Raw genomic sequence first — 18264 nt, forward strand, 5'->3', positions numbered from 1 at the left:
TATTCATGGTTAACAAAAGCCTTTCCATGGGTTCCGGGGCCTTGGCCGGCCACGCGCACCACGCTTAAAGTAGATAACCCCGTTCCATCAATCCGTCCAAGGGTCACCCATGACACAAGCCAACAGCCGCACGGCCGATCACCCGATCGACCCGATCTTCCTCAAGCGCTTCTCGCCCCGCGCCTTCACCGGCGAGGCGATCCCGGTGCCGGAGCTGATGACCCTGTTCGAGGCGGCGCGCTGGGCACCCTCGGCCTATAATTCCCAGCCCTGGCGCCTGTTCTATGCCCGCCGCGACACCGCGCCGTGGCCGCTTTTCCTCAGCCTGCTCAACGAGCATAACCAGACCTGGGCGAAGAACGCCGCCGCCATCGTGGTGGTGGCTTCCAAGCCGACCTTCACGCCGCCGGGCGGCCAGGAGATGACCTCCAAGACCCAGAGCTACGACAGCGGCGCCGCCTGGGCCAACCTGGCCCTGCAGGCGACGATGCTGAACTGGATCGCGCATGGCATCGTCGGCTTCGACCTCGCCCGCGCCGCCAAGGAATTGAAACTGCCCGAGGATTGGCGCGTGGAAGCCGGCATCGTGATCGGCCGCCTCGGCGACAAGTCGATCCTGCCGGAAGCGCTGGCCGCCCGCGAAGGGCCGAACGGCCGCCGCCCGCTGAACGAGACCGCCTTCGAGGGTGGCTGGCCGGGGTGAATACCTAAAAAATGGGGTACCGGCTTTCGCCGGTATGACTCCAGACTTTTGTCACCCTCGCGGAAGCGAGGGTCCCATTTCGTCTTTCATCGCAGCCAAACAAAAAAAGGGCCGGGATTGCTCCCGGCCCTTCGTCATTCCACAGAGGTGGAAACTTACTCGCCGTCGGCGGCGTCGCCTTCAGCGCGCGGCTTGTTGGTGAGGTCTTCGCCAGTGGCCTGATCGACCACCTTCATCGACAGGCGGACCTTGCCGCGCTCGTCGATGCCGAGCACCTTGACGCGCACTTCCTGGCCTTCCTGGACCACATCGCTCGGCTTGTTGACGCGGCGCGGCGCCATTTCCGACACATGCACCAGGCCATCGCGGGCGCCGAAGAAGTTCACGAAGGCGCCGAAATCGACGATCTTCACGACCTTGCCCTTGTAGATCACGCCGACTTCCGGCTCGGAGGCAATCGACTTGATCCAGTTGATCGCGGCTTCCGACGCGGTCTCGTCGGTGGACGCGACCTTGATCGTGCCATCATCCTCGATGTCGATCTTGCAGCCGGTCTTCTCCACGATCTCGCGGATCACCTTGCCGCCGGAACCGATCACTTCGCGGATCTTGTCCTTCGGGATGGTGAAGGTGGTGATGCGCGGCGCGGTGGCCTTCACGCCAGTGCGGTTCTCGGTGATGGCCTTGGCCATCTCGCCGAGGATATGCAGGCGGCCGGCCTGGGCCTGATTGAGGGCCACCTTCATGATCTCTTCGGTGATGCCGGCGATCTTGATGTCCATCTGCAGCGAGGTCACGCCCTCGGCAGTACCGGCCACCTTGAAGTCCATGTCGCCGAGATGATCTTCATCACCCAGGATGTCGGACAACACGGCGAAACGCTCGCCTTCCAGGATCAGGCCCATGGCGATGCCAGCAACCGGCGCCTTCATCGGCACACCAGCATCCATCAGCGCCAGCGAGGTGCCGCAGACGGTGGCCATCGAGGAGGAGCCGTTCGACTCGGTGATTTCCGACACCACGCGGATGGTGTAGGGGAAATCGGTCTTGCTGGGCAGCAGCGGACGCACGGCGCGCCAGGCCAGCTTGCCGTGGCCGATTTCGCGGCGGCCCGGCGAGCCCATGCGGCCGGCTTCACCCACCGAGTAGGGGGGGAAGTTGTAATGCAGCATGAAGCTTTCGCGATATTCGCCGTCCAGCGCGTCGATGATCTGCTCATCCGAACCGGTGCCCAGCGTGGTAACGACCAGCGCCTGGGTTTCGCCGCGGGTGAACAGGGCAGCGCCATGAGCGCGCGGCAGGATGCCGATTTCGGCAACGATCGGGCGCACGGTCTTGGTGTCGCGGCCATCGATGCGCAGGCCGGTATCCAGGATGTTGAAGCGCACCACCTTGGCTTCCAGATCCTTGAAGGCGTCGGAGACGTCGACCGGATTGGCTTCGCCCTCGGCGAACAGCGCCTTGGCCTTCTTCTTCACTTCGCCGACCTTGGCGTAGCGGGCCTGCTTCACCTTCTCTTCGTAGGCGACGCGCAGCTCGGCCTCGATGCCGGAGTCTTCCAGCTTCTTCAGCGCGGCTTCGTAACCGGTGCGCTCGGACAGCGGCATCGGCTCCTTGGCGGCGCGCTCGGCCAGGCCGATGATCGCCTGAATCACCGGCTGGAAATGCTGGTGGCCGAACATCACGGCGCCGAGCATCACGTCTTCCGGCAACTGCTGCGCTTCCGATTCCACCATCAGCACGGCCTTGTCGGTACCGGCGACGACGAGATCGAGCTTGCTCTCGGCGACCTGCTTGGTGGTCGGGTTGAGCACGAACTGGCCATCGATATAGCCGACGCGGGCGGCGCCGACCGGGCCCATGAACGGGATGCCCGAAATGGTCAGCGCGGCAGAGGCGCCAACCATGGCGACGACATCGGGATCGTTCTCCAGGTCATGCGCCAGCACGGTGCAGACCACCTGGGTCTCATTGCGGAAGCCTTCGGCGAAGAGCGGGCGGATCGGACGGTCGATCAGGCGGGAGACCAGCGTCTCCTTCTCGCTCGGACGGCCTTCACGCTTGAAGAAGCCACCCGGGATCTTGCCGGCGGCGAAGGTCTTTTCCTGGTAGTTCACGGTGAGCGGGAAGAAGTCGACGCCCGGCTTGGGGGACTTCGCCGCAACGGCGGTGCAGAGCACGGTGGTTTCGCCATAGGTCACCAGCACGGCGCCATCGGCCTGGCGGGCGATCTTGCCCGTTTCGATGGTGAGCTTGCGCCCACCCCACATCAGTTCGGTCTTGTGGATATTGAACATGGTTGTTCTTCCTTACCTATAAGGGCTGGCCTGTCCCTGACAGGTGCCCTCAGCACGGCGGCGCCCATCGCCCCGTGCTTCGTTGAACCCCGGGCAGGGCCCATCCCCGCCCGTTGTTCTCCCCGGCCGGTTAAACGGACAACGCCCGATGCTGCTTCACGCAGCACCGGGCGTCACCGAACCAATCCGAGGGCTGACCGCCGGAGCGCAACAATGCGATGCCAGCGGCCATCATCCTGATTACTTGCGCAGACCCAGACGCTGGATCAGCTTGTCGTAGCGCGGCGCGTCGACCTTCTTCAGGTAGTCGAGCAGGCTGCGGCGCTTGGAAACCATCATCAGCAGGCCGCGGCGGGAATGCACATCCTTGCCATGGGCCTTGAAGTGGTCGGAAAGATTGTTGATGCGCTCGGTGAGCAGGGCCACCTGGACTTCCGGCGAACCGGTGTCGCCCGACTTGGTGGCGTATTCAGCGACGAGAGCCTTCTTGCGCTCTGCGGTAATGGTCATGTTTTCAACTCCGCGACATCATGGTGGTTAAAAAGCCGCACGGGCCTGACTTCATCGGCGATGCGCTGGCCGATGCCGACGGGCTTGCCATCGGCTTTGACCAGCAGCTCACCTTCTGGGGGAAGCGGTAAGCCCGTGCAGATAACCCGTATGCTCTGGCCATGTCTGAGACGTTCGGCCTGAGGTCCGGTCACGACCAGGGCCGGGATGTCGTCCAGCGCGGTCTCAATCGGTAACAGGTATTCTGACGCGGCGCCCTTTTGGCATAGATCGCTTAGCGAATCCAGCGAAAAAGCCCGCTCTGCGCGGAATTTGCCGACCTGTTCGCGGCGCAGCATGGCGACATGGCCATGGCAGCCGAGCCGTTCCCCGAAATCCCGGGCGAGCGAGCGAATATAGGCTCCCTTGCCGCAGGCGACCTCGAAAAGCGCCTGGTTTTCATCAATTATTTCAACGAGTTCCAGGCGGTCTATGCGGATTGGGCGGGGTTCCAGCACCACATCCTCGCCCTTGCGTGCCAGGTCATAGGCGCGGCGGCCATGAATCTTGAGGGCCGAATAGGCCGGCGGCCGCTGCATGATCTCGCCGGTGAAACCGGGCAGCAGGGCGCGGATCGCGGCTTCGGTCGGCCGGGTATCGGAAGTGGCGACTATCTCGCCTTCCTTGTCGTCGGTGCTGGTGGCGCTGCCCCATTGCACGATGAACCGGTAGACCTTGGCCGCGCCCATGGCATAGGCGACGGTCTTGGTCGCCTCGCCCAAGGCAATCGGCAGCACGCCGGAAGCCAGCGGATCGAGCGTGCCGCCATGGCCGGCCTTGGCCGCCTGGGTCAGGCGCCGCACTGCCGCCACCGCCTGGGTGGAAGTCATGCCGAGCGGCTTGTCGAGAATAATCCAGCCGCTGATCGGGCGGCCTTTACGCACGCGGCTCACGACTGTTCGTCGTCAGCAGACGCTTTATCGATATCGGCCCGCACTTCGGGCCGGTGCAGCACGGTATCGATGCGGCCGGCATTGTCGAAGCTGGTATCAAGCTTGAAGGACAGCGTCGGCGCGAAACGCAGGTTGATCTCCTGCGCCACCAGCGTACGGATATAGACTTGCGCGCGGGTGAGCGCCTTGACCACTTTCGGGCCATCGTCGCCTGCCAGCGGCAGCACGAAGGCCGTGGCATTCTTGAGATCGGGGCTGACCCGCACTTCCGTCACGGTGACGATCAGGCCATCGAGATCGGGATCGCGGAAATGCGCCTGGCGCAGCACATCCGACAGCACGTGGCGGATTTCCTCGCCGACACGCAATTGCCGCTGGCTGCGCCCGCCGGAGATCGCATCCCCGCCCGCAGCGCCACCGCCTTTACCGCGTCGTGTCATGTCACGCTCCCGCAGAGTAACGCGCCGGCTTTAGAGCTGGCGCGCCACCGTCTCGAGTTCGAAACACTCGATCATGTCGCCCTGCTTGATGTCGTCGTAATTCTCGAACGACATACCGCAATCCATGCCCTGCTTCACTTCGCGGACATCGTCCTTGAAGCGCTTCAGCGTGGAAAGCTGGCCTTCGTGGATCACCACGTTGTCGCGCAGCAGGCGCACCTTGGCGCCGCGCTTGACCAGGCCTTCAGTGACCATGCAGCCCGCGACCTTGCCAACCTTGGTGATGTTGAACACTTCGCGGATCTGGGCGTAGCCGAGGAAGTTCTCGCGCACCGTCGGCGCGAGCATGCCGGAGAGCAGCGCCTTCAGGTCATCGAGCACATTGTAGATGATCGAGTAGTAGCGGATATCGACGCCATCGCGCTCGGCCAGGTCGCGCGCCTGCTTCGAGGCACGGACGTTGAAGCCGATGATGATGCCACCCGAGGCCTGCGCCAGGGCGATATCGCTTTCGCTGATCGCACCCACGGCACCATGCAGGATGCGCACGGAGACTTCCTCGGTGGCCAGCTTCTGCGCCGAGCCGATAATCGCTTCCAGCGAGCCCTGCACGTCGGTCTTGACCACCACGGGCAGTTCCTTGACCTCGCCGGCCTTGATCTTGGAGAACATCTGCTCCAGCGTGCCGCGCGCGCCGAGGGCGGCACGGGCATCGCGCTGCTTGCGCTGACGGAATTCGGCGACCTCGCGGGCGCGGGCCTCGTTTTCCACCACCTGGAACTCATCGCCAGCTTCCGGCGTACCCTGCAGGCCGAGCACTTCGACCGGCACGGCCGGGCCGGCTTCGACCACGTTCTTGCCCTTGTCGTCGATCAGGGCACGCACGCGGCCCGAAGCATTGCCGGCCACGAACACATCGCCGACATGCAGGGTGCCGCGCTGCACCAGCACGGTGGCGACCGAACCACGGCCGCGCTCCAGCTTGGCTTCGATCACCACGCCATCGGCGCGGCGGGCCGGATTGGCCTTGAGATCGAGGATTTCCGCCTGCAGCAGGATCTGCTCTTCGAGCTGATCGAGGTTGGTCTTGGCCTTGGCCGAGACTTCCACCGACTGCACTTCGCCGCCGAGCTGTTCGACCACGATGCCATGCTGCAGCAGTTCGCGGCGCACCTTGTCCGGATTGGCCTGCGGCTTGTCGCACTTGTTGATCGCCACCACGATCGGCACGTTGGCCGCCTTGGCATGGTGGATGGCTTCCACGGTCTGCGGCATCACGCTGTCGTCAGCCGCAACCACCAGCACCACGATATCCGTGGCCTTGGCGCCGCGGGCGCGCATCTGCGTGAAGGCTTCGTGGCCCGGCGTGTCGAGGAAGGTGATCGCCTTGCCCGACTTCAGGTGCACCTGGTAAGCGCCGATATGCTGTGTGATGCCACCGGCTTCGCCGCCGGCCACATCGGTTTCGCGCAAGGCATCGAGCAGCGAGGTCTTGCCGTGGTCGACGTGGCCCATGATGGTAACCACCGGCGGACGCGGCAGCAGCACTGCCTCATCATCCTGCTCGGCGACGAGGCCGATTTCGACGTCGGATTCCGCCACACGCTGCACGCGGTGGCCGAACTCGGCGACCAGCAATTCGGCGGTATCGGCATCGATAACCTGGTTGATTGTCGCCATCACGCCCATCTTCATCAGCGAGCGGATCACGTCCACAGCGCGTTCGGCCATACGGTTGGCCAGTTCCTGCACCGTGATATTTTCCGGCACCACGACATCGCGCAGCACCTTCTGCGGCGCATCGGATGCCTGCTGCATCATGCGCTTCTCGCGCTCGACGCGGCGGCGGAAGGACGCCACCGAGCGCACGCGCTCGTTGTCGTCCAACGCGGCGGTGATGGTCAGCTTGCCGCGGCGGCGGTCATCGCCGGTGCGGGCCTTGCTCGGCGCCGGCCGTGCCGGTGCGGCCTTGGCGCCAGCACCAGGCTTGCGGCGCGCGCCGCTTTCATCCTCGTCATCGCGATCAGCCGCCGGGCGGCCCGTGCCGGGCAGCGCGGCTGCGGGCGCGGCGGAATCGGCGGTGGTGGCAGAGGCGGGCTTGTTCTGCTCGCTGAGCCGGCGCGCAGCCTCGGCCTCGGCCCGCTTGCGGGCTTCTTCCTCGGCCTTCTTGCGCGCTTCCTCTTCGGCGGCGCGGCGGGCGGCGGCTTCGCGTTCAGCGACAGCGCGCGACAGGTGGTCCTGCCGCTTCTTCATGTCCTCTTCGGCCGCGCGGCGCATTTCGCCAACGCGGTTACGCAGCGCATCATCGCGCACGCGCTGCTGCTTTTCCTCTTCGGTCAGCGACTTCAGCACCATGCCGGTGGGACGCTGCGGCGAGGCCGGGCGCTGCGGCGCGGCGCTGCGCTGCGGACCGCGCGTGCCACGCACCTCACCCGTGGCGGGTGCCGACATGCGCGGACCAGCCGTATTCGGCTGCGCCGGGGCGCTCATGCGCGGGCCAGCCGAAGGCTGCGCGGGACGCGGCGGCTCGGCAGGGGCCTGGATTGCAGAAGCCGGCGCGGCGGCCTTGACCTCGGGCTGCGGCGCGGCGGCTGCCGGGGCGGCATCCGCCTCGATCACCTCGGGCGCAGCATCCGGCTCGGCAGCGGCCTTGGCGGCCTCGGCGGCGGCAATGGTGGCGGCCAGCGACGGCCGCGTCTGCAAAGCCGGGCCGGGCTGCGCCGGACGCGGGGCGGCAGCCTGCGGCGCAGGCGCGGCAGCCGTTTCCGGCTTGGCATCGGCAGGCTTGGCGCCTCCCGGTGGCGTAATGGTGCGCTTCTTGCGCACCTCCACCGTCACGGCCTTGGTGCGGCCGTGGCTGAAGCTCTGGCGCACCTGACCCGTCTCGACCGTCTTCTTCAACTCAAGACGCTTCGGGCGGCCCGCCAGCTTGTCCTTATCCTGCTCGTTAATATCGCTCATTCCTGATCCGCTTCCGCCACCACGGAATCCAATCCGTGGCCTTTCCTGTTGGCGCGACGGCCGCCATGGTCGCCGCGCTTACTCCCAAATCACTCAACGCAACTCAAACCTCACGCCTGCCCGCGCAACCGCGCCAGACAGGCCAAATCCCGTTGCAGCCGCCGGCATAACGGTGCCTCGGGCCGCCTTTGCAATCCCGCCCGCGCCACCCGCCGCGCCAGTTCGGCGCAATGGGCTTCATGGGCGGCCAGCGTCACCGCCGGCAGATCCGCCGGCAGCTTCACTCCCCGGCGTGCCGCGCGGGCAAAAGCCTTGCGCAGCACCGCCGCATCGGCGGGCCATCCCGCCTGCGGCGCCAGCCACAATCCGCGCCCGCCCAACAGCCGGCCCGGATCGGGTACCACATCGCCCGATGCCGTCACCGCAAAGCGGATCAGTTCATCAGGTTGCCGGCGCTCGCCGCTCAAGATGCAGCGGCGGGCCGGCCCCAACACATCAGCCTTGCTCGTCGGCATACCAATGCTGACGCGCCGCCATGATGATGGCGTTGGCATCGTCGTTCGAGAGCACGCCCTCGCCGACAATTTCCTGCAACTCGTCGCCGGCCAGATCGGCCAGGTCATCCAGCGTCTTCACGCCCTTCTCGCCCAACGCGGCGAGCATCGGCGGGGTCAGGCCCTGGATCTCGGCAACCTCGTCGGCAACGCCCAGTTCCTTGCGCTTGTCCTCGAACTCGGCATTGCGCTTCTCGATGAATTCCAGCGCGCGGTCGTGCAGTTCCTGCGCCAGATCGCCGTCGAAGCCTTCGATTTCCATCAGTTCTTCGAGCGGCAGATAGGCCAGTTCCTCGACCTTGGTGAAACCTTCGGTGACCAGCAGCTGCGCGATCACTTCGTCCACGTCCAGGGCATCGATGAAGAGCTGGCTGCGCTCGCGGAATTCCTTCTGGCGGCGCTCGGACTCTTCTTCCTCGGTCAGGATGTCGATGTCGTAGCCGGTAAGCTGGGACGCCAGACGCACATTCTGGCCACGGCGGCCAATCGCCAGCGAAAGCTGGTCGGTCGGCACCACGACCTCGACGCGGTTGGTTTCTTCATCAAGCACCACCTTGGCGACTTCCGCCGGGGCCAGCGCGTTGACGATGAAGGTGGCCGGATCGGGCGACCACTTGATGATGTCGATCTTCTCGCCCTGCAGTTCGTTCACCACCGCCTGCACGCGGCTGCCGCGCATACCGACGCAGGCGCCGACCGGATCGATCGAATTGTCATTCGACAGCACCGCGATCTTGGCACGGCTGCCCGGATCGCGCGCCACAGCGCGGATCTCGATGATGCCGTCATAGACTTCCGGCACTTCCTGGGCGAACAGCTTGGCCATGAATTGCGGATGCGAGCGCGACAGGAAGATCTGCGGGCCGCGCGGCTCCTTGCGCACATCGAAGATATAGGCGCGCACGCGGTCGCCCTGGCGGAAGGTCTCGCGCGGCAGCAGCTCGTCGCGGCGGATGATGGCTTCGGCGCGGCCCAGATCGACCGTGACATTGCCGTATTCGACGCGCTTGACCAGGCCGTTGACGATCTCGCCGATGCGGTCCTTGTATTCCTCGTATTGCCGCTCGCGCTCGGCTTCGCGCACCTTCTGCACGATCACCTGCTTCGCGGTCTGCGCCTGGATGCGGCCGAAATCGATCGGCGGCAGCGGCTCGGCGATCACGTCGCCGATCTGCGCATCGGGATTGCGGCGCTGCGCTTCGACCAAGCCGATCTCGATGGCGTCGTTCTCGATCTGCTCAACCACCTGCAGATAACGCGCCAGGCGGATCTCGCCGGTCTTGCGGTCGATATCGGCGTGGATGTCGTTCTCCAGGCCGTAGCGCGCGCGCGCTGCCTTCTGGATCGCATCCTCCATCGCCATCAGCACCACATCGCGGTCGATGGTCTTTTCGCGGGCGACGGCATCGGCCACCTGCAGCAACTCGATGCGGTTGTAACTGGTCACGGGTTCCATGGTCAGGTCCTCGTACGCATGCTTGAACTGGTCAAATCACTCTGCCGCCTGCTCGGCGGCCGCCTTCTGGGCGGCTCCGAGACGCAGCAACTCATCGGTCAGCACCAACTTGGCGCTGGTGATATCGGCGTGCGGCAGGTTCCACACAGTGGCATCCTTGCCTTCGTCATCCTGCAGCTTCACGGTCTCGCCTTCGATGCCGAGCAGACGACCGCGGAAACGCTTGCGGCCCTCATGGGCATGGCCCAGTTCGACACGGGCGACGAAGCCCTTGAAACGCCCGAAATCCTTCAGCTTCACCAACGGCCGGTCGAGGCCGGGCGAAGACACTTCGAGATTGTAGGCCTCCGGAATCGGATCCTCGACATCGAGGATCGCCGACACCGCACGGCTGATCTCGGTGCAATCGTCGATGTTGAAACCGCCGTCATGCGGTTCCTCGGTCTGGCGCTCGGCCATGATCTGCAACACCGGGCGCTGGCCACCATGCAGCTTCACGCGCACGACGGCATAGCCCATCGCCTCAAGCGTCGGCGCGATCATCTGCTCAATCTTGGCAGCCGTGGACATGCCTCGGTTTACAGCTCCGTATTGCGGATCAAGCGGCCCGGTTTCCCGCAGCGCAGCCCTGGCGAAAATGGCGTGGGCGCAGAAACGAAAAATGGGCCGTCTGGCCCATCCTCATCCAATCTTCTGATCCAACCAGGACCAGGCCAGCAATGTGGCGCCTTTATAGCGCCAAATAGCCGCGATGCAAGGCTTTTCTGGCCAGGAATCGGCCCGCTGTGTCAGGCATTCATGCGCCGCAGCACCCAGGCCGTGACCAGGCCCAGGATCAGCCAGAAACCCAGATCCAGCGCCAGGTCTATATAAAGGAACCCTTCCGGGGCCTCGGCGGTGGCGGATTCCGGCGCCAAAAGCGCCGGCCCCAGCAAAGGCAGCAGCCCCAGCCAGCGCCCGCGCCGGCCGAAAGCGAGCTGCGCCAGACCGATAATCGCACCCAGCGCGGCGACCAGCCACCAGACCGGGGCATCCTCATGCATCAGGCCATCGATGGTCGGCGGCAGGGTCAGGGCGGGCGCCAGGGCCAGGGCAATGAACCCGGCCAGGCCCCAGAGCAAAGCCTCAACCCGGCTGACTTCGCCCCTGGGCGGCATCCGGTGCGTGAAAATGGCCGCGAGCAATGTGGAAAAGACAAATCCGAACAATATGTTACGGATGATGATGGCATCCATCTGGCGGCTCGGCGGTGGTAATTCCAGGCCGGCCATCAGCATCGCCTGCTGGCGCAAGGGCAGTTCCAGGATGTGCTGACCGAGGGTAAGCGCCAGGGCGGCGATCAGGCCACCGCTGAAACCCGCCAGGATCAGCCGCAAGGTCAAGACCAAGCCTCCGCTTGCTCAGATGCGCTGGAAACGAAGATACAGGCAGGCGCGACCGGCGGCGACGGCCTTTCGCTCATATTTGCTGCTCGGCCAGTCGGCCGGGCGCTGGCGCCAATCGGCGGCGCATTCGGCCAGCCAGCGGAAAGCCGGCTGGTTCAGCGTATGCAGCAGCATGCCGCGACCGTAATCCGGCACATCGGTGGCAAGCCGCAATTCACCGCCCGGCTTTATCACGCGGGCAAGGTCGGCCAGCGTGTCCGGGTTGACGATACGGCGCCATTGATGCCGCTTCTTCGGCCAGGGATCGGGGAACAGCACGAAAGCGCGCTCGATGCTGGCCTCGGGCAGGGCCTTGAGCAGCAGGCGGGCATCGTCGGTGAACAGCCGGATGCGCTCAGCCAGGCTGTCATCGCCGGCCTCGGCGCGTTCGGCGACATGGCCGACCAGCCGCGCCACGCCATTGAGAAACGGTTCGACGCCGATGATGCCGACATCGGGATGGGCTTCAGCCTGGGCCTGGAGATGATCGCCGACGCCGAAGCCGATTTCGAGCCAGGTGGCGCGCAAAGGCCTGCCGAACGCGATGGGTGAATCGGCGCGCGGCACTTCCAGCCGCGGCAGCCAGGTGTCCATGCGCGTGTTGCCGAGCGGCGTCAGCTTGCGGCCACGGCGGCGACCGAAAATGAGACGGCGCGGCATTGCTGCCGCGCCGTCGGTATCGTCTTCGGTAGAGGGCGTCACTTCACGTTGAAGGCCGACTTCAGGTCCTTGACCAGATCGGTCTTCTCCCAGGAGAAGCCGCCGTCCTTCTCGGGCTTGCGGCCGAAATGGCCGTAGGCGGCGGTGCGGGCATAGATCGGGCGGTTGAGCTTGAGATGCTCGCGGATGCCGCGCGGGCTCAAGCTCACCAGTTCCTGCAGCACCTTGGCGATCTTGGCTTCATCGGCCTTGCCAGTGCCGTAGGTAGAGACATAGACCGACAGCGGATGGGCGACGCCGATGGCATAGGAAAGCTGGATCAGGCACTTGTCGGCCAGGCCGGCAGCAACCACGTTCTTCGCCAGGTAGCGCGCGGCATAGGCGGCCGAGCGGTCGACCTTGGTCGGGTCCTTGCCCGAGAAGGCGCCGCCGCCATGGGGCGCCGCGCCGCCGTAGGTGTCGACGATGATCTTGCGGCCGGTGAGGCCGGCATCGCCATCCGGACCGCCGATGACGAAACGGCCGGTCGGGTTGACGTAGAAATGCTCTTCATCGCACATCCAGCCCTTCGGCAGCGCCTTGAGCACATAGGGACGCACGATCTTCTTGATATCGCCGGACTCGAGCTCGCGGCCCTTCTTGTCCTTGGCGGCATGCTGGGTCGAGACGACGACGGCGGTGGCGCCGGTCGGCTTGCCGTTCTTGTACAGCAGGGTCACCTGGCTCTTGGCATCGGGGCCAAGCAGCGGCTCCTTGCCGCTGTGGCGCGCAGCGGCCATCAACGACAGGATATTGTGCGAGAGCTGGATCGGCGCCGGCATCAATTCCGGCGTTTCGTTGCAGGCATAGCCGAACATGATGCCCTGGTCGCCGGCGCCTTCATCCTTGTTGCCGGCGGCATCGACGCCGACCGCGATATCGGCCGACTGGCCGTGCAGCAGCACATCAACCTTGGCATGCTTCCAGTGGAAGCCATCCTGCTCGTAGCCGATCTTCTTGACCGTGGCGCGGGCCACTTCCTCGATCTTCTTCTTGTTCACCGCACCCGACTTCGACACCAGGCTCGCCGGGCCGCGCACTTCGCCGGCCAGCACAATGCGATTGGTGGTGGTCAGGGTTTCGCAGGCAACGCGCGCATAGGGATCTTCCTTGAGGAAGAGATCGAGCACGGCATCGGAAATCTGGTCGCAGACCTTGTCCGGATGGCCTTCGGAAACCGATTCGCTGGTGAAGAGATAGGAAGAGTTACGCGCCACGTCGTTTATCTCCGTGCGACCACGCCAAACGGTCGATGTCAGATAGGCACCGGCAGCGCATGGCGCGCGCCCCGGATCCGGCGATTCGCGGCTGCCGGACAAGCGAAAAAGCCCCGTTATGTCGCAGAGGCGGGGCAGCCGGTCAAGTTACATCGGCTATGGTCAGCGATGAAGGTGGGCCAGGGCTGGCGGCAAAGCCGGCTTCAGTCCCCGCCGGCACCGGTATCCGGGCCCTGCTCCAGCGCCATGGAGCGCACCAGATCCAGCACCCGGCGGCGCAGCGAACTGTTGCGGATCGCCTCGAAGGCGCGCAGCAATTCCAGATTTTCCCGCGTCATCTGCGGCTCCGGCGGCAGCGGCTGGCCCTCGATCTCGGGCGCCGGGGCCTCGGCCAGGCCGGGCACATTTTCCATCCCTGGCTGTGCGTCCAGGCCCTCGAAGAAATAGGCCGGGGCCACGTTCAGCAGCCGGGCGAACTGGTAGAGCCGGCTGGCGCCGATGCGGTTGGCGCCTTTTTCGTATTTCTGGATCTGCTGGAAGGTGAGACCGACATACTGGCCCAGGCGTTCCTGGCTCATGCCGACATATGTGCGGCGAATCTTGAGACGGCCGCCGACATACACATCCACCGGATTCTTCGCCACGCCACCGTCCCCTATTGCGGTCGCCAAGTCAGGGCGGCCCCCAATACCTGCCGCTCTTTCCCCACTCGACCGTCGGATATGCTCGCGGCCGTCCAGACGTCCGCATACACTTTTATGGGTTACGTTTGTATGCTCGGTAGGCGCGTAGGGTCAACCGTCGCAATCACGGTATCAGAGAAACTTGGGGCGAAATCGGCGGTAAATCCAGCCGACAAGTAGAAAAACGCCGGCCAGAGAGTGCACGGGCAGATCACCCACTCGACTATAGAGGGTGCGCTGCGGGATCGGCGCTGGCAGCGGCCCTTCGACAAAGCCGACGTCATCGAGTCCCAGACTGGCAATAATCCGGCCCCAGGGATCGACAATGGCCGAAACGCCGTTATTGGCGGCACGGACCAAAGGAACCCCCTGCTCCACCGCGCGCATGCGGGCGGAGGCGAAATGCTGGTAGGGACCGGAGGAACGGCCGAACCAGGCATCGTTGGTGATATTGAGCAGCATGGCGGCCGGCGGCGGCTCGTGATCCATCACCTCGGCGGGAAAAATCGCCTCGTAGCAGATCAGCGGCCGGATCAGCGGCAAGTCACCAGGCAGGATCAGCGGCTCGGCATCATGGCCGGGCGAGAAATCGATGCTGCCGACCGCCAGCTTGTCGAGCCCGATGGCGCCGAGCACGGCGCGGAACGGCAGGTATTCGCCAAACGGCACCAGGTGCAGCTTGTCGTAGCGCGCATCCAGGCCGCCCTTGTCGTTGATCACGAACAGCGAATTATACAGCCGCAGGGTCTGGCCGTTCTGGAATTCGCGGCGCGGCGCACCGGCCAGCAACTGTCCACCCGGCGGCAGCAGCGTAGCCAGGGCCTGCAGCAGATCCGGATTCTCATCCACCAGATAGGGGATCGCGGTTTCCGGCCAGATCACATGGGTGAACGGCTTCTGGCCCGGCTTGCGCGTCAGCTCGGCATGCAGGCGCAAATGATTCTGACGCAGGTCGTCGCGCCATTTCAGCGTCTGCGCCACGCTCGGCTGCACCAGGCGCAGCCAGATATCGGGCATGTCCTCGCCTTCGGCCTGGGCCAGGCGCAGCGCGCCGCCGCCAATACTCAAGCCCAGCAGCAGCGGCAGGGCCAGTGCCACAACCCGCAGCGGCTTAGCCGCCTGCAACAGCAGCGGCAAGGCCAGGGCACAAGCGGCCAGCAGGGTGAGCAGGCCAAGGCCATGGCTGCCGATGAAAGCCGTGAGCTGCATCGCCGCCGGGGTATCGGCCCAGACATAGCCGATCAGGTTCCAGGGAAAGCCGGTGAGAATGACGCCGCGCAGGGCTTCGCCGAGCGTAACGCCGAAGGGCAGCAGCAACACGCGCCAGGGCACGGCACCGCCGCCGAGGCGCTGTGCCGCCCAGGCGCCCAGCGCCGGAAACACCGCCAGCAAGGCGGGCAGGCCGAGCACCGGCAACGGCAGCAGGATGGCGAAACGCGCCGCATCGACGAAGAAGGCAATGCCAATCCAATACAGGCCGGCGACGAAATAGCCGTAGAAGAAGGCAGCGTGAATGAAGAAATAGCGCCGGCCATATTTATCATCCGCGCCACCGGCGGATTGCCCGAGCAGCAGCAGCACCGGTATGCAGACGAACACCAGCGGCCAGGCATAGATCGGTGCCTGCGCGGCGGCGAGCAGCGCGCCGGCAAGCCAGGCGGCAACCAGCCGCTTCCAGCCGGCGAGGCCGAGCAACGCATCACGCAGCTTGATCATGTAGTCAGGTGCCTTCGACGGCAGCCGGCGGCTCGGCCACCGGCACGCGGATACGCACGCGCTTGACCCGGCGCGGATCGGCATCCACGACCTCGAAAGCGAGGCCGGATTCATGTTCCACCAGTTCGCCGCGCTGCGGCACGCGGCCAAGCTTGGCGACGATCAGGCCGCCCAGCGTATCCACCGGCTCGTCCTCCTCGGGATCGATCAGGCGGCGGCCGAAGCGTTCTTCCAGTTCCTCGATCGGGCAACGGCCCTGGGCATCATAGAGGCCCGGCGCGCGCTCGGTGAGCAGCGGGCCTTCCACCTCATCATGCTCGTCGTCGATTTCGCCAACGATCTGCTCGACCAGGTCCTCGATGGTGACGAGGCCGTCGATGCCGCCATATTCATCCACCACCACGGCCATATGGGTGCGGGTATTGCGCATCTCGCGCAGCAGGTCCAGCACCACCTTGCTCGGCGGCACCACCAGCACGCGGCGCAGCACCTTGTTCATCGCGAAGCCTTTGCGGCCGGCGAGATAGGGCATCACGTCCTTGATGTGAATCATGCCGATCACATCATCCAGCGTCTCGCGGTAGACCGGCAGGCGCGAATGTTCGGCCTCGACGAACACCTTCACCAGATCTTCGAAACCGATATCTTCTGCCACCGCATTGATATCGGCGCGCGGCACGCGGATTTCGCCGACGCGCAGATCGCCCACTTCCAGCACGTTGCGCAGCAGCGCGCGCTCGGCGGAGGCGGCGGTGGTTTCCGTTTCCGGATTCTCCTGCAGCAATTCCTCGATGCTCTCGCGCAGGCTTTCCTCGTTGCCGCGACCGCGCAATGCCTGCAGCAGGCGGCTCCAGAAACCCAGGCCGCCGGACTCCGGGCGGTTCTCACTCATGACTTCTTCTTCCTTCCGGCCGGCGCTGGCTGCTTGCCGCGCGGCGCTGTTTTGGCCCGGCTCCGGGGCTTGGCCTGGGGCCGGGCATAGGGATCGGGAATCTTCAGGCCCCCGAGGATTTCAACTTCGCGCGGCTCCATCGCCTGCGCCTGTTCGTCGGTTTCGTGATCATAACCGAGCAGATGCAGCGTGCCATGCACCACCAGATGCGCCACATGATCAGCCAACGGCTTGTGCTGCGCGCGCGCTTCCTTCTCGCAAATTTCCAGGCCCAGCGCGATATCGCCGAGATAGGGCGGCGGCTTGGCCGGGTCGACGGCAGCCTCGGTGGGAAACGACAGCACGTTGGTCGGCTTCGGCTTGCCGCGCCAATCGGTGTTGAGCTGCATCATCTCGGCATCGCTGGTCAGCAGCAGCGATAAAGCCGTGCGGCCCTTGGGCAGTTCATCCTTCAGCGCGGCGCGGCAGGCGCGGCGCACCAGGGCGGCGGCATTGGGCAGCGCGCGGCGCCAGGCCGGATCGGCCAGCCTGAGATCAATAGCGAAGCGCGCCGCGCTACTATGGCCCTCTCCTGACGGCATCAGCGGCGCCGGTTACCGGCGGCATCGGGCCGTGCCAGGCCAAGATCCTGTTCGCGCTGGGCATAGGCCCGCACCACCTTGGTGACGAGCGGATGGCGCACCACGTCCTGATCGGAAAAGCGCACGAAGGAAATACCCTCGATGCCTTCCAGGATGTCGAGCGCATCGCGCAAGCCCGACGGCACACCGAGCGGCAGGTCGATCTGCGACAGATCGCCGGTCACCGCCAGGCGCGAATTCTCGCCCAGGCGGGTGAGCAGCATCTTCATCTGCACCGGCGAGGTATTCTGCGCTTCGTCCAGAATCACATAGGCATTGGCGAGCGTGCGGCCGCGCATGAAGGCGAGCGGCGCCACTTCGATCTCGCCCGAGGCCAGGCCCTTCTCGACGCGGTCCGGCGGCAGCATGTCGTAAAGCGCATCGTAAAGCGGGCGCAGATAGGGATCGATCTTCTCGCGCATGTCGCCGGGCAGAAAGCCCAAGCGTTCGCCGGCCTCCACGGCGGGACGCGACAGGATGATGCGGTCGACGCGGCCTTCCAGCAGCATCTGCACCGCCACCGCCACCGCCATGTAGGTCTTGCCGGTGCCGGCGGGGCCGAGGCCGAAGACCAGTTCATGACGCAGCAATTCGGCGATGTAGCGCGCCTGGGTCTGCGAACGCGGCACGATCACGCGTTTCTTGGTGCGGATGGCGCCATCGGGCAGCCGGCTTTCCGTGTTGGCGGCGGCACGCTCTGCAGCGCGCGCTTCTGCTTCGCGTGACGCCCTGGTGGAGGGCATCGCCTGAGTAACCACGGATTTGCCGAATGCCTGCATTTCGCCTCCCCGACTGGTTGCTGATTGCTGATTGGTTGCCGACTGCTGACTGGTTGCTTCCTGCTGGCGGCCGAGCGCCATGCGCACGGCCCCTTCCACATCACCCATTTCAATCTGCGCGCCGCCTTCGAGGCGGCCATAGAGTTCGGTGAGCACGGCACGCGCCGATTGCTGCGATGCCTCCGGCCCGCTGATCACCACGCGATTGCCGCGCGGCGATACCGAAACGCCAAGCTGCTGCTCGATACGCGAAAGATGCCGGTCATGCTCGCCAAACAGCATCGACAGCAGGCGATTATCGGCGAAATCGAGCACCACGGGCTGACGCGCCGGTGCATTGCCTGGGGGAGGATTGCCTGGAGTATTGGCCGGAGCACTCAT

17 protein-coding genes are annotated in these 18264 nt (G+C 65.2%); 1 reads left to right on the forward strand and 16 read right to left on the reverse strand.

The window, feature by feature from the left end; translation table 11 throughout:
• The first annotated feature begins 109 nt into the window (after positions 1-109).
• Entirely contained in the window at positions 110-703 is a 594-nt protein-coding gene (locus V6B08_RS02385) for a nitroreductase family protein (protein ID WP_341977731.1), read from the forward strand.
• Positions 704-858: 155 nt separating this feature from the next.
• On the opposite strand, the gene pnp is transcribed toward V6B08_RS02385, so the two are convergent.
• The 16 genes from pnp to V6B08_RS02465 form a co-directional block, all read right to left on the reverse strand.
• Complete coding sequence (gene pnp / locus V6B08_RS02390) at positions 859-3000, reverse strand: polyribonucleotide nucleotidyltransferase (RefSeq protein WP_341977733.1); 2142 nt, start codon at positions 2998-3000, stop codon at positions 859-861.
• A gap of 240 nt (positions 3001-3240) precedes the next feature.
• On the reverse strand, positions 3241-3510 hold the full coding sequence (gene rpsO, locus V6B08_RS02395) for a 30S ribosomal protein S15 (RefSeq protein WP_341977735.1): 270 nt from the start codon (positions 3508-3510) through the stop codon (positions 3241-3243).
• Positions 3507-4442 carry a tRNA pseudouridine(55) synthase TruB gene (gene truB, locus V6B08_RS02400; protein ID WP_341977737.1) on the reverse strand — a complete coding sequence of 312 codons (936 nt, stop codon included), beginning with the start codon at positions 4440-4442 and terminating at the stop codon, positions 3507-3509. Before truB ends, rpsO begins: the two co-directional genes overlap by 4 nt.
• Positions 4439-4882, reverse strand: coding sequence for a 30S ribosome-binding factor RbfA (gene rbfA, locus V6B08_RS02405; protein WP_341977739.1), 444 nt, complete (start codon positions 4880-4882; stop codon positions 4439-4441). Before rbfA ends, truB begins: the two co-directional genes overlap by 4 nt.
• A 30-nt stretch (positions 4883-4912) precedes the next feature.
• Complete coding sequence (gene infB, locus V6B08_RS02410) at positions 4913-7843, reverse strand: translation initiation factor IF-2 (protein ID WP_341977741.1); 2931 nt, start codon at positions 7841-7843, stop codon at positions 4913-4915.
• A gap of 110 nt (positions 7844-7953) precedes the next feature.
• The gene (locus tag V6B08_RS02415) at positions 7954-8358 is read right to left on the reverse strand and encodes a YlxR family protein (RefSeq protein ID WP_341977743.1); all 405 of its coding nucleotides are present in this window, start codon (positions 8356-8358) and stop codon (positions 7954-7956) included.
• Positions 8339-9853, reverse strand: coding sequence for a transcription termination factor NusA (gene nusA / locus V6B08_RS02420; protein WP_341977745.1), 1515 nt, complete (start codon positions 9851-9853; stop codon positions 8339-8341). Before nusA ends, V6B08_RS02415 begins: the two co-directional genes overlap by 20 nt.
• A 36-nt stretch (positions 9854-9889) precedes the next feature.
• Entirely contained in the window at positions 9890-10423 is a 534-nt protein-coding gene (rimP, locus tag V6B08_RS02425) for a ribosome maturation factor RimP (RefSeq protein WP_341977747.1), read from the reverse strand.
• Positions 10424-10641: 218 nt separating this feature from the next.
• A complete protein-coding gene (locus V6B08_RS02430; RefSeq protein ID WP_341977749.1) occupies positions 10642-11235 on the reverse strand; it encodes a CbtA family protein in 594 nt (197 codons plus the stop codon).
• A gap of 18 nt (positions 11236-11253) precedes the next feature.
• Positions 11254-11937 (reverse strand): tRNA (guanine(46)-N(7))-methyltransferase TrmB, encoded by a 684-nt coding sequence (trmB, locus tag V6B08_RS02435; protein ID WP_341977750.1) that lies wholly within the window; start codon positions 11935-11937, stop codon positions 11254-11256.
• A 38-nt stretch (positions 11938-11975) separates the two neighbouring features.
• The gene (gene metK / locus V6B08_RS02440) at positions 11976-13193 is read right to left on the reverse strand and encodes a methionine adenosyltransferase (protein WP_341977752.1); all 1218 of its coding nucleotides are present in this window, start codon (positions 13191-13193) and stop codon (positions 11976-11978) included.
• Positions 13194-13396: 203 nt separating this feature from the next.
• Positions 13397-13837 (reverse strand): helix-turn-helix domain-containing protein, encoded by a 441-nt coding sequence (locus V6B08_RS02445; RefSeq protein ID WP_341977754.1) that lies wholly within the window; start codon positions 13835-13837, stop codon positions 13397-13399.
• 171 nt (positions 13838-14008) lie between these two features.
• Positions 14009-15592 (reverse strand): apolipoprotein N-acyltransferase, encoded by a 1584-nt coding sequence (gene lnt, locus V6B08_RS02450; protein WP_341977756.1) that lies wholly within the window; start codon positions 15590-15592, stop codon positions 14009-14011.
• A 4-nt stretch (positions 15593-15596) separates the two neighbouring features.
• Positions 15597-16484: a hemolysin family protein gene (locus tag V6B08_RS02455; RefSeq protein WP_341977758.1), complete on the reverse strand. Its 888-nt coding sequence runs from the start codon at positions 16482-16484 to the stop codon at positions 15597-15599.
• Positions 16481-17065: an rRNA maturation RNase YbeY gene (gene ybeY, locus V6B08_RS02460; protein WP_341977760.1), complete on the reverse strand. Its 585-nt coding sequence runs from the start codon at positions 17063-17065 to the stop codon at positions 16481-16483. The genes V6B08_RS02455 and ybeY overlap by 4 nt, the downstream gene beginning before the upstream one ends.
• A complete protein-coding gene (locus tag V6B08_RS02465; protein WP_341977762.1) occupies positions 17065-18264 on the reverse strand; it encodes a PhoH family protein in 1200 nt (399 codons plus the stop codon). Before V6B08_RS02465 ends, ybeY begins: the two co-directional genes overlap by 1 nt.

Source organism: Ferrovibrio sp. MS7, from assembly GCF_038404985.1.
GTDB classification, from domain to species: Bacteria; Pseudomonadota; Alphaproteobacteria; order Ferrovibrionales; family Ferrovibrionaceae; genus Ferrovibrio; species Ferrovibrio plantarum.

Bases quoted from the DNA above. Each gene is read 5' to 3' on its own strand.
- V6B08_RS02385 (WP_341977731.1), top strand. From the start codon at position 110: ATGACACAAGCCAACAGCCGCACGGCCGATCACCCGATCGACCCGATC.
- pnp (WP_341977733.1), bottom strand. From the start codon at position 3,000: ATGTTCAATATCCACAAGACCGAACTGATGTGGGGTGGGCGCAAGCTC.
- rpsO (WP_341977735.1), bottom strand. From the start codon at position 3,510: ATGACCATTACCGCAGAGCGCAAGAAGGCTCTCGTCGCTGAATACGCC.
- rbfA (WP_341977739.1), bottom strand. From the start codon at position 4,882: ATGACACGACGCGGTAAAGGCGGTGGCGCTGCGGGCGGGGATGCGATC.
- infB (WP_341977741.1), bottom strand. From the start codon at position 7,843: ATGAGCGATATTAACGAGCAGGATAAGGACAAGCTGGCGGGCCGCCCG.
- V6B08_RS02415 (WP_341977743.1), bottom strand. From the start codon at position 8,358: ATGCCGACGAGCAAGGCTGATGTGTTGGGGCCGGCCCGCCGCTGCATC.
- nusA (WP_341977745.1), bottom strand. From the start codon at position 9,853: ATGGAACCCGTGACCAGTTACAACCGCATCGAGTTGCTGCAGGTGGCC.
- rimP (WP_341977747.1), bottom strand. From the start codon at position 10,423: ATGTCCACGGCTGCCAAGATTGAGCAGATGATCGCGCCGACGCTTGAG.
- trmB (WP_341977750.1), bottom strand. From the start codon at position 11,937: ATGCCGCGCCGTCTCATTTTCGGTCGCCGCCGTGGCCGCAAGCTGACG.
- lnt (WP_341977756.1), bottom strand. From the start codon at position 15,592: ATGATCAAGCTGCGTGATGCGTTGCTCGGCCTCGCCGGCTGGAAGCGG.
- V6B08_RS02455 (WP_341977758.1), bottom strand. From the start codon at position 16,484: ATGAGTGAGAACCGCCCGGAGTCCGGCGGCCTGGGTTTCTGGAGCCGC.
- ybeY (WP_341977760.1), bottom strand. From the start codon at position 17,065: ATGCCGTCAGGAGAGGGCCATAGTAGCGCGGCGCGCTTCGCTATTGAT.
- V6B08_RS02465 (WP_341977762.1), bottom strand. From the start codon at position 18,264: ATGAGTGCTCCGGCCAATACTCCAGGCAATCCTCCCCCAGGCAATGCA.